This window comes from Exiguobacterium sp. PFWT01 (assembly GCF_018255795.1).
Classification (GTDB): domain Bacteria; phylum Bacillota; class Bacilli; order Exiguobacteriales; family Exiguobacteriaceae; genus Exiguobacterium.
Genome location: NZ_CP073755.1, coordinates 380,767 through 394,342, shown reverse-complemented (window position 1 = coordinate 394,342; position 13,576 = coordinate 380,767). Strand labels below are relative to the sequence as shown.

Sequence of the window (13,576 nt, the reverse complement as noted above, 5' to 3'; positions counted from 1 at the left end):
TCACTCACCACGCTTCAACATATAGCCGACACCGCGAACCGTTTGAATCCAAGAGCCGGTCAATTTTTTCCTGACGTATCGGACATACACGTCCACGACGTTCGTATCCCCATAATAGTCGAATCCCCATACGTGTTCGACGAGTTGGTCGCGCGTCAAAACTCGCTCCGGATTCTCTAAAAAGAAAACCAACAAGTCAAACTCACGTCGAGTCAACTCTACTTTCTTTCCGTCACAATATACTTCATGACGATTCACGTCGACAGTCAATGTCTCATATGTCAACACCTGTTCGGAATGGTCTTGACGAACAAGCTGGCGCATTCGTAAAAATGCCCGAATCCGTGCGAGCACTTCTTCTATTTCAAATGGTTTTGTGATGTAATCGTCTGCGCCAAGATCGAGTCCACTCACTTTGTCGTATCGATCGCCACGGGCCGTCACCATCAGAACGGGTAACAAAGGTCGCTCTTCTTTCAGACGACGGACGACCTCGAGTCCACTCATTTGAGGCAACATCACGTCAAGCAACACGAGGTCGACATCGTCAGCGAGCGCTCGTTCCAAACCGGTACGACCGTCTGTCGCCACCATGACCGCATACCCGGCGTGCTTCAATTCCAATTCCAGTAATCGCGCAATCTTCGAATCATCTTCTACGACGAGAATCGTCTGCATCCTGCTCACTCCTTTGAAAAAACGCCGAGCGGTTCGCTCGACGTATTGTTATTCATTTCCCGAATTCAATCCGCAAAAAACAGACGAACGCCTTCTGGAATGGCTTGCTCGATTCGTCTTTCTAAATCATCTTCCCATTCATCCCACTTCGTATCGACTTGTTCCATCTGCTGTTCGACTTCCAGCGCCGCTAGCGATAGTTGCGACAGGCTGGATTGTCCAGGTGAAGTGAAGAACAAAAATCCGGCAAGTCCGATTCCCATAAGTCCGATCGCCAATAAAGTTGTTCCAATGGTTTTCATTACACGTTTCATACACGCATCCCTCCTATCTCAAATCATACGACAGGAAAACGAGAAATCGTGGTGTACTTCATTAGAATTTCATGAGAAAAGGCGCTACTCATGTAGCACCTTATTCTTCGAGCACGGACTTCGCAATCGGTGCCCAATACGTCCCTTCCATCTCAGAAACGGTCGTCAACGTTTCACGGTACGCTGGGTCATTCGCTTTTTTCTCGGCAATCCCTTTCATCCAAAGGACATCTGCCTTGTAACCGGATTCTGGATACGACTCGAGATAAGCCGCATAGTCCGCAATCTCCGCTTGTCCCAATTTATTGTCGACAAGAAGTCGATAAAATCCGACTGCTTGTTCTTGTCCGACTTTCGCTTTCCCACCTAATAGGCGGTCGGCTTTTTCATACTGTTTGTCTTGGACGAGTGCTTCCACCTCGGTCAGCGGTACGACATCCGTTGAGGTGTCCGGTGCTTCTTCAGTCGATTCCTCTGGCTTCTGTTCGTCCGAATCTTGAAGCTTCTCATTCTCTTTTTCGAGTCGAGCGACCTCTGCCTCAAGTTCTTCAAGACGTTCCGCGAGCGCTTCTTCTTCTGTCACCGTCTCGACAACGACTTCGTCCGGTTCGTCCGGCGTGACGACCGGCGGTTCCGAATCTGGCCAAAATACGAGCGCCACAGCTGCAAGACCAACGACAAGCGGGAGTCCGAGCCATTTCTTATCGAACTTGAACGCCTGTCGCCATTCGGCTAAATCCGAATGTTGGATGACAGCCGACGAGAACGAACGAAAGCGGCGCTTGGCCGCTTTTTTTCCGTTCGCCTTTACTTCTAGCGCAAGACCTAGTCGATGGAAAGCAGCAGGCACTTTCATCCCGAGGAGCGGCACGATTCGTTCACTCGCTTCTTCATAATAGCCATGGTCGAGGAGCGTCGTGATGACACCAAACTCACTGGCGACAAGACGGAAAGACGGATCGTATTCCCCTTTACGAGCCAACCATTCAGTCATATCGAACAATGGAAGTTCGGATAGCTCTCGTTCTGCTAGTGTCCGAATATCCATTGACTCAGCCTCGTTCAGGGTAAAGCGGGAACTTCGCTGTTAACGATTGCACGTCTTGAAGTGCTTCCGCGATTACCGCCTCGTCTTCATGTTGTTTGAGCACACGCCCGATGAGACGTGCCACTTCTTTCATATCCGTTTCTTTGAAACCACGAGTCGTCATCGCAGCCGTTCCGAGACGGATTCCACTTGTGACAAACGGTGATGCCGGGTCGAATGGGATCGTGTTTTTATTGACCGTGATTCCCGCTGCATCTAGTGCATGCTCAGCCGCTTTACCTGTGATGTCGATTCCTCGAAGATCGACGAGCAAGAGGTGATTGTCCGTTCCGCCCGATACGATTCGGAGTCCCTCTTCTTCAAGACCTGCCGCAAGTGCTTGCGCATTCGCAATGACTTGACGTTGGTAATCTTTGAATTCCGGTTGGAGTGCCTCACCGAACGCGACCGCTTTCGCTGCGATGACGTGCATGAGTGGTCCACCTTGAATCCCTGGGAAAATCGACTTGTCGATCGCTTTGGCGAACTCTTCTTTACAAAGAATCATTCCGCCACGTGGTCCACGAAGCGTCTTATGCGTCGTCGTCGTGACGAAGTGCGCATGCTCGACCGGGTTCGGGTGAAGCCCCGCTGCCACGAGTCCAGCGATGTGCGCCATATCGACCATAAGGTAAGCATCGACACTGTCCGCGATCTCACGGAATTTCGCGAAGTCGATCGTACGTGGGTATGCTGATGCTCCCGCGACAATCAATTTCGGCTTATGTTCTTTCGCAAGTGCAGCGACGACGTCATAATCGATGTGTTCTGTCTCTTTGTCTACACCGTATTCGACGAAGTTATATTGCACACCTGAGAAGTTGACCGGACTCCCGTGCGTCAAGTGACCACCATGAGACAGGTTCATTCCGAGAACCGTATCTCCTGCTTCAAGCACCGTGAAGTAGACCGCCATGTTCGCTTGTGCACCCGAGTGTGGTTGTACGTTCGCATGTTCTGCACCGAACAATTCTTTCGCACGGTCACGCGCCAAGTTCTCAGCGACGTCGACAAACTCACAGCCACCATAGTAACGGCGTCCCGGATATCCTTCGGCATATTTGTTCGTCAATACGCCTCCTTGCGCTTCCATGACCGCTTCTGAAACAAAGTTTTCTGAAGCGATGAGTTCGATGTTGTCGCGCTGACGACCGAGCTCGTGTTGCATTGCCTCAAACAATTCCGCATCCTGCACTTTCAACTTCGTCGTGTTTACCATGTGAAGACCCCCTCTAAATGTCTAAAAATCAACACCCCCATCGTACCACACGCTTGTTTTTTTGGGTATCGCAATAATCTGATGAAAAGTTGGGTATCATTAATAGGAATGTAACTGTGAGGAGGCCACTTATGATTGAGACAAAAGAACTGACGATTACACCGTTCGAACGGACACGAACGATCCGAATTTACACACCTGCCGACTATGAGACATCCGAAAAACGATATCCGGTCCTCTACATGCACGATGGACAGAACTGCTTTGATGACGAGGATGCGAGCTACAATATGAGCTGGCGCGTCGGTGAATACTTAGATGCCTCGAAGCGCGACTTGATTGTCGTCGCCCTCGATAGTGCACCAGGCGAACAACGCCTCGATGAGTATGGACCATGGGAAAACCCTTATATCGGGGAGAGCTTGCTCGGTCGTGACATCGTGCTCGGCGGGCAAGGTTCCGCCTATATCGAATACATCGCGCAGGAATTGAAACCTCAAATCGATGCCGACTATCGGACGATCCCGGAAGCGACAGCGATGATGGGGAGTTCGATGGGTGGACTCATCTCGGTGTACGCAGCCTGTGTGTATCCAGACATCTTCAAACGCGTCGCTTCCCTATCCTCTGCATTTTGGTTCAACCAAACCGAGCTGGAACAATTGATTGAGGCGAGCGATTTGAAGGGAGTGGAACGTCTTTACTTGGACGTCGGCGCGAAAGAGGTCGAGGAACCGATTGAAAATGGGCCAACAAATGAAATGTATCGTGAGTCGAGCGAACGCGTGTACAACTTGTTAAAAGACAAGGTCGAGCACATCCGCTTCGAAGTGATTGAAGAAGGAGTTCACAATGAGCTCGCCTGGCGCGAGCGTTTCCCGATGGTCATCTCCTATCTATTCGGCGAAGATTTATAATTTGAACAAAAAAGCATCGCATTCGGTCGAAAAACCTAAATGCGATGCTTTCTTCATTTATTTGGATACTGAGCCCTTGGCCCACCAATCAGTTTCGGTCTCGTGACCGCAAACGTGACGTACGCCTCGCCGAGATGCTTCGATGACAACCGGACCGGAATGGCGACCGGCTTCAAATGCATCCCAATTAATGTCGAGCCGATATCAATCCCGGCATCTGCTTGAATCGATTCGACGACACATGGCTCCTCGAAGTTCGCATACGCCTTCTCCGACATCGCCCCGCCCGCGGAACGGACCGGGACGACCGTCACTTCTGTGAGACCGAACTGTTTGAGTGTCCCGCGCTCAACAGTGAGGGCACGATTGATATGCTCACACCCTTGAAACGCCAAATGGACACCTGTCTTCTCTCTAAATTCAAGGAATGCTTCCATCAATTCGCTTGCGACATCAATGGAACCTGCCTTCCCAATCGTTTTTCCGAGCACTTCACTCGTCGAGCATCCGATGACGAGAATGCGCTCATCATTCAACGGGAACCGTTCGTGAAGCTCCGTCAAAAATCCGAGAAGTTCCGTCTTCATTTGACTCACTTCGATTCGTAAGCACTCATCTTGTCGACACGGTTTGAATGGCGTCCGCCTTCAAAGTCCGTATCGAGCCACGTCGTCACCAAGTCGAGTGCAAGACCAGGTCCGATGACACGCTCGCCCAACGTCATGATGTTCGAGTCGTTATGCTGACGTGTCGCTTTCGCGCTGAATGAGTCATGGACGAGTGCCGCACGAATCCCTTTGACTTTGTTCGCCGCAATCCCGATTCCGATTCCCGTACCACAAATCAAAATTCCACGATCGAACTCTCCTGCTGCTACCGCTTCCGCGACCGGGATGGCCACGTCTGGGTAATCGATCGAGTCCGCCGAGTGCGTCCCGAAATCTTTATACTCATGTCCGAGTTCCTCAAGCAAGGCTACGATTTCTTTTTTCAAGTTGAAGCCGCCATGATCGGCGCCAATTGCAATTTTCATTCGTTCATTCCCCCGTCTTCTTTGGTAGGCGTCTCGGTGGTTTCGTCACCTTTGACCCGTCATTCGTTAATTTTAACACAAGTCGATTCACGAGTGGTTCGAGTTCGTTTCGCACTTGGCGATACACATTCATCGAACCGCCAAACGGGTCGTTGATGTCTCGCTCGAGCCCCGTCACGAATTCATAGAGCGTGTACGTCCGCTCAGACAAATCCGGGTATGTATCCCGAATTTGTTCACGGTGTGCGCGTGTCATCGTCAAGATAATATCCGCCCAATTCCCTAACACTTCATCGAACGTCTGGGTGACATGATCGAGCTCAATCCCACGTTCTCTGAGAACTTGCAGTGCATTTTCTGAAGCATCGAATCCTTGCATCGTCCGTAGACCAGCTGAGCGAATATCAAACTCGTCCCCGGTCATCTTCGAACGGAGCAAGGCCATCGCCATCGGGCTTCGGCACGTGTTGCCACTACATATGAATAATACGCGTTTCATTGACATCGCGTGTCCTCCTCTATGTCTTTAGGCATCTTTCGTCGGGTGCACAACCTTTCCGCCCGCCGCTTTGTATAAACGGTTATAGACGGCTAATGCGACTCCGACCGGTTCAATCGTGTTCACATAAATCTCATCCACGTCTGTTTCATCAAATCGACGAAGCGCATCGTATAAGCGTTGCGCCGCCACTTCCATCGAGGTCCCGAGTGAATACGTGACCTCAGCCGGTGTCGGGTTCTCGTCGAAGACGAGGGCACCGATTCGTAACCCCGCTTGCTTCCGCTCCTCGATGACACGCTCCAAATCTTCACGTGTCCCATCGACTAAAAAAACAGGTGCTGTCGGGGCATAGTGCGTATATTTCATTCCCGGCGATCGTGGCGCGGCTTCATCGTTGCTCAAATTGGCATCTAAGGCGACTGGGCCAATGACGGCTTCCATTTCTTCTCGCGTCACACCACCTGGTCGTAAAATCGTTACCGTGTCACCCGTACAATCCACAACGGTTGACTCGACTCCGATTCCGGTAGGACCTCCATCCACGATTCCTGCGATTCGTCCGTTCAAGTCATCCGCGACGTGTTGAGCGGTCGTCGGTGAAGGACGTCCCGAACGATTCGCACTCGGAGCCGCAAGTCCTAATCCCGACTTACGAATTAATTCGAGTGCTGCCGGATGATTCGGCATCCGGAGCCCGATGGAATCGAGGCCCGCGGTCACGAGCGAAGAGGCTCGGCCGTTTGAAGGCAAGATGATCGTCAAAGCGCCTGGCCAAAACGCATCCATCAAGCGTTTGGCAACAGGAGGAATCGAATCGACAAACAAACTCGTTTGTTCGATTGAAGCGATATGGACGATGAGCGGGTTATCCGACGGACGACCTTTTGCCTCAAAAATCTTTCGAATTGCCACATCGTTCATGGCATCTCCCGCGAGACCATAGACGGTTTCTGTCGGCATGGCGATGATTTCACCCGCTTGAAGAAGACGTACCCCCTCTTCAATCTCATTCGAATTAATCCATTTCGTTTCCATACGCAATCCCTTCCCTTACGGCATAGACGATACGGTCCTTGCCGTTTATATCTTTTAAAATACCCGTTTCTGCTTCAGGATAACGTTCAGACAGTAATGATTTCACATCTTGTCCTTGGTTATACCCGATTTCAAACGCAATCAAATGCCAATCGGCACGTAAAACGCGCACCGACTCTGCAATCAATTGCCGATACATGTCGAGCCCATCTTTTCCTCCGAAGAGGGCGAGATGCGGTTCGTAGCCGACGACCGTCTCATCCAACAATTCATCCGCCTCGATATAGGGTGGATTTGAGACGAGAACGCGAATCGAGTGGTCCGCAATCGGGGCGAGCCCGTCGCCTTCATAAAACTGTACAGTTGCCCCGAGCGCGGCTGCATTTCGCTTAGCGACTTCAATCGCCTCACGTGAAATATCAACGGTTTGCACGCGTACTCCGAGCTCAAGGCTCAACGTGATTGCGATTGCTCCGCTTCCCGTTCCGACATCGACAATCTCATCATCCTTCACGTGACGAATTTGTCCGAGCACCCAATCGATCAGTTCTTCCGTTTCTGGTCTCGGAATCAACACGTCCCGGTTCACTTCAAACGAACGCCCGTAAAAGGGAGTATGTCCGATTACGTGCTGTACCGGTTCTCCCATCAATAAACGCTCGATTCCCGCCTCGAACCGTGCCGCCTCATCTGAGGACAATTCATCCGACAAACGAACGAGGAGACCGGTGCGATCGACTTGTAGCACATGCATGAGCCACCACTCGGCAGCCGCACGGTCGCGCCCAGCTTCAACTAGTCGTTCTTCCGTCCGCTTAAGTAGCGCGGCAATCCGCATCATTCCGCATCCTCCATGAGACGTGCCTGTTCGTCCATGATGAGTGCGTCGATAATGTCTTCGAGTTCACCTGCTAGGACACGGTCCAACTTCTGAAGGGTCAAGCCGATCCGATGATCTGTGACACGACTTTGCGGGAAGTTATACGTGCGGATCCGTTCGGAACGGTCACCTGTTCCGACAGCCGATTTACGCTGTGCCGATAATTCTTCCATATGTTCGCTTTGCATCTTGTCATAGAGACGTGCCCGAAGGACCTTCATCGCCTTGTCTTTATTTTTATGTTGCGACTTCTCATCTTGGCACGATACGACGAGTCCTGACGGGATGTGTGTCAAACGGACAGCCGATTGCGTCGTGTTGACCGATTGCCCACCTGGACCAGATGAAGTGAACGTATCGACCCGTACGTCCTTCATATCAATGTGCACTTCGACATCCTCTGCCTCTGGGAGAACGGCTACCGTAGCTGTGGACGTATGGATTCGTCCGCCCGACTCCGTCGACGGGACCCGCTGCACACGATGTGCTCCGTTCTCAAACTTGAGCTTTGAATAGGCGCCTGCTCCGTTGATCATGAACGTCACTTCTTTAAATCCACCGAGTTCGGTATAGTTCGCGTCAATCAGTTCCACTTTCCAATTTTGACGTTCAGCAAATCGCGTATACATCTTATACAAATCTCCCGCAAAGAGCGCCGCTTCGTCTCCGCCTGCCGCCCCTCGGACTTCGACGATGACGTTCTTGTCATCGTTCGGGTCTTTTGGAAGCAATAAAATCCGCAGTTTCGCCTCTAGCTCTTTGACTTCTGGCTCGAGGAGGTTCATCTCTTCTTTTGCCAATTCGCGCATATCGGCGTCGAGCGTCCGGTCTTCAAGCATCGATTTCGCTTCCTTGAACGCCTGACTTGTCTCTTTATACTGACGATACATCTGTACCGTCTCTTCTAGTTGTGCCTGCTCTTTCGAATATTGTCTCAACTTCGTCGAGTCACTGAGCACCTCAGGATCGGCGAGCATTTCATTCAATTGCATGTAACGATCTTCTAATACACTTAAACGGTCAAACATGATGATCCGTCCTTTCTCCGTCAAATCAAACTCTATCTATTATAGCAAAAAAACGGACCGCCGAGGGCGGTCCGTCGATTCATCAGTCTAACACCGTATGGCGGACCGGATGTGGTTTATTCGGTACATCATGACAATGTCGGCATCGTGGTTCGTAAGACTCGGAAGCCCCGACCAAGATGACCGGGTCCTCATACCGAGCCGGTTGCCCGTCAATCAGACGCTGTGTCCGTGAAGCAGGCGCGCCGCATGATAAACAGATTGCCTGTAGTTTCGTCACGAACTCCGCGCGTGACAACAGTTCAGGCATCATCGTGAACGGTTCGCCCCGAAAGTCCATGTCGAGCCCGGCGCAGATGACGCGTTTGTCTTCGTTCGCAAGTTGTTCGATGACGTCCACAATTCCCTCATCAAAGAATTGTACCTCATCAATCGCGATGACCTGTGTTTCTTCACGTACAGCATCATATAATTCTTGGCTCGATGCAATCGGCACGGCCACGACCGAGTTCCCTGTGTGTGAGACGACGTTCTCTTCATGATACCGGTCGTCGATTGCTGGTTTGAACACTTGGACCGGAATCTTTCCATAATGAGCACGGCGGACTCGGCGAATCAATTCCTCCGACTTCCCCGAAAACATACTCCCACAAATCACTTCAATCCAACCATATCGGTTCGTCACATGCATCATTGTTCTTCGCCCTCTCCATCGATAATCGCTTACCGATTATACCTATCTTTCGAGTTGAGGAAAAGGGTTGACTTCTCCTAAACGCTGATTGAAAGAACTCCGTCCTTTATTCGTCAGCGTTCGCCTCTTTTTGTTCATCGATTAATTTTAATTTACGCGCGAGCGGTCGAATCGTGAGACCGTGCATTGTGACGGAAATGAAGACGAGACCGAGTGTGAGCGGCAACATTTGTTTCGCATCATCAATCCCGAGATGCGCGACTTCTTCAGCAAAGAATCCCGCGACCGTCATCGCGACAATCCCGCGTGGGGCAATCCAACCAATGAATCCTCGTTCCGCTAGTGGCAAACCTCCACCGATGGTCGACAAGTAAATCGCAACTGGGCGAACCAAGAACAGAATGCCCGCAATCGTCAAGAGAAGCGGCCATTGGAAAATATTCAACAGCTCGGCCCGGGACAGGGAAGCCGTCAACAAGATGAAGACAGACGAGATGAGCAAGATTGAAATATCCTCTTTGAATGATTGCAGTTCTTCGATGATTTCTTCATCCCGATGCTTCGTATTGGCCATCGTCATCCCCATCGCCGTCACGGCGAGAAGCCCGACTTCATGCATCATAAGCTCACTGAGTGAGAATAAGATGAGGACAGCCGTCAACGTAACTGAGGCACGGAGATAGCGAGGTACTTTTTCTGCCACAAACCATCCCATCAAGAGATGGCCGAACAAGTAACCGAGTCCAATCCCTACAATACAGGCACCTGCAAAGAGGAGTTGCATCCATAAATCCATACCTTCATATACGATGTATCCAAGTCGAACGACGAAGAGTCCGAGTAATGCTCCAACAGGGTCGACAATGATGCCTTCCCACTTCAAAATCGCTCCGACCCGATCTTTCAAATGTGCTTGACGTAACAACGGAATGACGACAGTCGGACCCGTCACGACGAAGAGCGCCCCCATCGTCCAGGCGACGACCCAATGTAATCCTCCTACATATTGAATGAGTAGCGACATCCCGACAAATGAGAGCGCGACTCCAATCGTGACAATCCGGACGATCGACCTCCGGAACTGATTGATTTCGCTAAAGTGAAGCCCAAGACTTCCTTCGAATAAGATGATGGCGACCGCAAACGAAATGATCGGACTATATAAATCCCCTAATAATTCACGCGGATCGAACAGCCCGAGGATCGGACCCGCCAATACTCCAGCGAGGGTCATAATGATGATTGCCGGGATTTGATAACGCCATGCCAACCATTGAGACATGATGCCGACCCCGATCAACAAGCTGATACTAATGAGTATAAATTCCATAACGGCCCCCTCACGACATACTTTCGTCTCTTTACCCGTGTCGATGCAACAAAAAACCGCCAAGGGCAATCCCTAGGCGGTGAGCATACAACTTTACGATTAACGTTGGTATTTCTTGTTGAAGCGCTCGATACGACCATCTGCAGATGCGAATTTCTGGCGACCTGTGTAGAACGGGTGCGAATCAGAAGATACATCGACACGGATGAGTGGGTACTCGTTTCCATCTTCCATCGTGATTGTCTCGTTAGAGTAACGAGTTGAACCAGTGATGAATTTGAATTCTGTCGTCGAGTCCATGAATACGACTTTACGGTATTCTGGGTGGATTCCTTGTTTCATTGCTTTTCAACTCCTTCGGCCCTAAGTATTCTTTCAACCTAGAGAAAGTTCACTAGAATATAATATCACCCTACTATAGGTTTTACAAGTCTGTTTTCGTTTTTTTCACCGGTCGTCTTTTTTTCTTATCTGCCTCTAGCGCAGCAAAAAAGTCGAGGTTTGTTTTCGTCTCACGGACACGGCGTAAGAACTGTTCGACGAAGTCCAGGGACTCGTTCATCGTACGACGAATCGTCCAAAGCGAATCGAGTTCGTCCTTCCCGAGTAACAACTCTTCTTTCCGTGTTCCCGAGCGACGAATGTCGATTGCAGGGAAGATCCGGCGCTCTGCCAATTTCCGGTCCAGATGCAGTTCCATGTTCCCCGTTCCTTTGAACTCTTCATAGATGACGTCGTCCATTCGCGATCCGGTATCGACGAGCGCTGTCGCGAGGATAGTCAAGCTACCTCCATCCTCGATATTCCGTGCCGCTCCGAAGAACTTTTTCGGTTTGTGGAACGCCGCCGGGTCAATCCCCCCCGAGAGTGTCCGTCCGCTTGGTGGAACAGACAGGTTGTACGCACGCGTCAAGCGTGTGATGGAATCGAGTAGGATGACCACGTCTTTCTTATGTTCCACGAGACGCATCGCGCGTTCGAGAACGAGTTCTGAAATACGCGCATGGTTTTCCGGTGTCTCATCAAAAGTCGAGAACGCCACGTCCGCATCCGGTACAGAGCGTTGAATATCCGTCACTTCCTCTGGTCGTTCATCGATTAGAAGAATGATTAATTCGACGTTCGGATGATTCGTCGTGATCGAGTTGGCAATTTCTTTTAAAAGCGACGTTTTTCCCGCTTTTGGTGGTGCCACAATCAACCCGCGTTGGCCAAACCCGACTGGTGCGATCATATCCATGACACGAACCGAAAGATGGGTCGGCTCTGTCTCGAGCACCATCTGTTGTTCTGGATAAATCGGTGTCAATGCCGGGAAATAATCACGCGAACGCGTCGAGTCCGTCGACTCTCCGTTGACCGCTTCAACACTCAACAAACCTTGGAACCGTTCATTCTCTTTCGGTTTACGGACCTTTCCTGTGACAAGGTCCCCGTTTCGAAGATTGAAGCGACGAATTTGCGATGCGGCGATATAAATGTCTTCGGAAGATTGAGAGTAGTTGATTGGTCGGAGGAATCCAAACCCGCCATCATTTTGAGACTGTGGATTCGGTGGAATGATCTCTAAAATACCTTCGAGGAAGTATAAATCTTTTGATTCAGCCTGTGATTTCAAAATACGAAACATGAGCTCACGCTTACGCGCTTCTCGAAAGTTCGGTACTTTGACTTCTTTGGCAATCTCATATAATTCTTTCAACGTCTTCGTTTCAAGTTCACGAAGTGTATAGTTCTTTGTCGGTTCTGTCTGTTGACTCATTCAAGTCACCTATCTTTCTACATTTCATTACAAGAAGAATTCAACTTGATTCATTTGTTCTGCCATCATCTAACCACATTTTTTCAAAGCCGTCACTGTACAAAACGAGTGTTTTGCTCAAGCATTTCCCTCATGTACAAATTCTTACACGGATTCGAAAGGTTTTGTAACAAAATAAGTGCTATATCCACATATTGTTTCATTTTTGTTACAAGAAAACGCTTTTTTGACTTGTGATTGAAAAATGCTATCGGTCTTGCGCATGATATAGTTTATTTGCACAGGAAACCGGGTATATCCCGCAACTTGTGCTCTACCATTAAAATTACTCGATTTGTCATATACGAATGTCTTGATTTTAAAAAACGGAGGGATTTACACAATGTTAAAGCGTATTGCATCAATCGTTGTCGCTGCCACTGTCGCTTTCTCGGGTCTTATGTTCTCAACAGGTGAGCAAGCAGAAGCTGCTACCGGAACATTTGCTTACTCGAAAGTAAACGGTTTGAACATCCGTACTGCCCCGTCACTTACGTCATCGAAAGTCGTCGCGAAAATGGATAAAGGTCAACGCTATACATACCTTGGTAAATCCGGTTCGTTCTACAAAATCAATTATAAAGGCACACACCGTTATATCTCAGCATCTTCAACGTATACGTACTTGAAAGCGAGCACGTCGACATCAACAACGGTCTCAACGTCATCTTCAAGCAAACGTTCGAAGCTCGTCGCTGAATCGAAGAAATATCTTGGTACACCGTATCGCTATGGCGGAACAACAACTGCAGGGTTTGACTGCTCAGGATATACTGGACACGTGTACAAGAAAGCAATCGGGAAAACACTTCCACGTTCTTCACGTCAGCAATACTCAAGCGCGAAGAAAATCTCGAAGTCATCGATCCAAGCAGGTGACCTCGTCTTCTTCTCACATTCAGGCGGAACAATTCAACACGTCGGAATGGCACTTAGCAAAACACAAATGATCAACTCAGAAACAGGCGGCGTAAAATACGCGAGCTTCACTTCTGGATACTGGGCACCACGCTATGTTGGCGCTGGATCATACCTTTAATACAACATCACGACTCGGT

16 protein-coding genes are annotated in these 13,576 nt (G+C 49.8%); 2 read left to right on the top strand and 14 right to left on the bottom strand.

The window, feature by feature from the left end; translation table 11 throughout:
* The 4 genes from KD909_RS02215 to glyA form a co-directional block, all read right to left on the bottom strand.
* Complete coding sequence (locus KD909_RS02215) at positions 1-678, bottom strand: response regulator transcription factor (RefSeq protein ID WP_211782232.1); 678 nt, start codon at positions 676-678, stop codon at positions 1-3.
* Between the two features lie 65 nt (positions 679-743).
* Entirely contained in the window at positions 744-992 is a 249-nt protein-coding gene (locus tag KD909_RS02210) for a hypothetical protein (protein ID WP_211782231.1), read from the bottom strand.
* 100 nt (positions 993-1,092) lie between these two features.
* The gene (locus KD909_RS02205) at positions 1,093-2,040 is read right to left on the bottom strand and encodes a hypothetical protein (protein WP_211782230.1); all 948 of its coding nucleotides are present in this window, start codon (positions 2,038-2,040) and stop codon (positions 1,093-1,095) included.
* Between the two features lie 4 nt (positions 2,041-2,044).
* Positions 2,045-3,298 carry a serine hydroxymethyltransferase gene (gene glyA / locus KD909_RS02200; protein WP_211782229.1) on the bottom strand — a complete coding sequence of 418 codons (1,254 nt, stop codon included), beginning with the start codon at positions 3,296-3,298 and terminating at the stop codon, positions 2,045-2,047.
* 131 nt (positions 3,299-3,429) lie between these two features.
* Between glyA and KD909_RS02195 the strand changes: the two genes are divergently transcribed.
* Entirely contained in the window at positions 3,430-4,215 is a 786-nt protein-coding gene (locus KD909_RS02195; protein ID WP_211782228.1) for an alpha/beta hydrolase, read from the top strand.
* A gap of 53 nt (positions 4,216-4,268) precedes the next feature.
* Here the strand turns inward: KD909_RS02195 and KD909_RS02190 are convergent, their stop codons facing one another.
* The 10 genes from KD909_RS02190 to rho form a co-directional block, all read right to left on the bottom strand.
* On the bottom strand, positions 4,269-4,811 hold the full coding sequence (locus KD909_RS02190) for a TIGR01440 family protein (RefSeq protein ID WP_371744400.1): 543 nt from the start codon (positions 4,809-4,811) through the stop codon (positions 4,269-4,271).
* Positions 4,808-5,248: a ribose 5-phosphate isomerase B gene (gene rpiB / locus KD909_RS02185; protein ID WP_211782226.1), complete on the bottom strand. Its 441-nt coding sequence runs from the start codon at positions 5,246-5,248 to the stop codon at positions 4,808-4,810. The genes KD909_RS02190 and rpiB overlap by 4 nt, the downstream gene beginning before the upstream one ends.
* 4 nt (positions 5,249-5,252) lie before the next feature.
* Entirely contained in the window at positions 5,253-5,753 is a 501-nt protein-coding gene (locus KD909_RS02180; protein ID WP_012727381.1) for a low molecular weight protein arginine phosphatase, read from the bottom strand.
* 21 nt (positions 5,754-5,774) lie between these two features.
* Entirely contained in the window at positions 5,775-6,785 is a 1,011-nt protein-coding gene (locus KD909_RS02175) for an L-threonylcarbamoyladenylate synthase (protein ID WP_012727382.1), read from the bottom strand.
* Entirely contained in the window at positions 6,766-7,626 is an 861-nt protein-coding gene (gene prmC / locus KD909_RS02170; protein ID WP_371744399.1) for a peptide chain release factor N(5)-glutamine methyltransferase, read from the bottom strand. The genes KD909_RS02175 and prmC overlap by 20 nt, the downstream gene beginning before the upstream one ends.
* Entirely contained in the window at positions 7,623-8,693 is a 1,071-nt protein-coding gene (prfA, locus tag KD909_RS02165) for a peptide chain release factor 1 (protein WP_031422224.1), read from the bottom strand. Before prfA ends, prmC begins: the two co-directional genes overlap by 4 nt.
* Positions 8,694-8,775: 82 nt before the next feature.
* Positions 8,776-9,387 (bottom strand): thymidine kinase, encoded by a 612-nt coding sequence (locus KD909_RS02160; protein WP_211782225.1) that lies wholly within the window; start codon positions 9,385-9,387, stop codon positions 8,776-8,778.
* Between the two features lie 106 nt (positions 9,388-9,493).
* Positions 9,494-10,717 carry a cation:proton antiporter gene (locus KD909_RS02155; protein ID WP_211782224.1) on the bottom strand — a complete coding sequence of 408 codons (1,224 nt, stop codon included), beginning with the start codon at positions 10,715-10,717 and terminating at the stop codon, positions 9,494-9,496.
* A gap of 99 nt (positions 10,718-10,816) precedes the next feature.
* Entirely contained in the window at positions 10,817-11,059 is a 243-nt protein-coding gene (locus tag KD909_RS02150) for a type B 50S ribosomal protein L31 (RefSeq protein WP_012727387.1), read from the bottom strand.
* Positions 11,060-11,141: 82 nt separating this feature from the next.
* On the bottom strand, positions 11,142-12,479 hold the full coding sequence (gene rho / locus KD909_RS02145) for a transcription termination factor Rho (protein ID WP_211782223.1): 1,338 nt from the start codon (positions 12,477-12,479) through the stop codon (positions 11,142-11,144).
* Between the two features lie 382 nt (positions 12,480-12,861).
* Between rho and KD909_RS02140 the strand changes: the two genes are divergently transcribed.
* Positions 12,862-13,557 (top strand): C40 family peptidase, encoded by a 696-nt coding sequence (locus tag KD909_RS02140; protein WP_012727389.1) that lies wholly within the window; start codon positions 12,862-12,864, stop codon positions 13,555-13,557.
* Positions 13,558-13,576 lie beyond the last annotated feature (19 nt).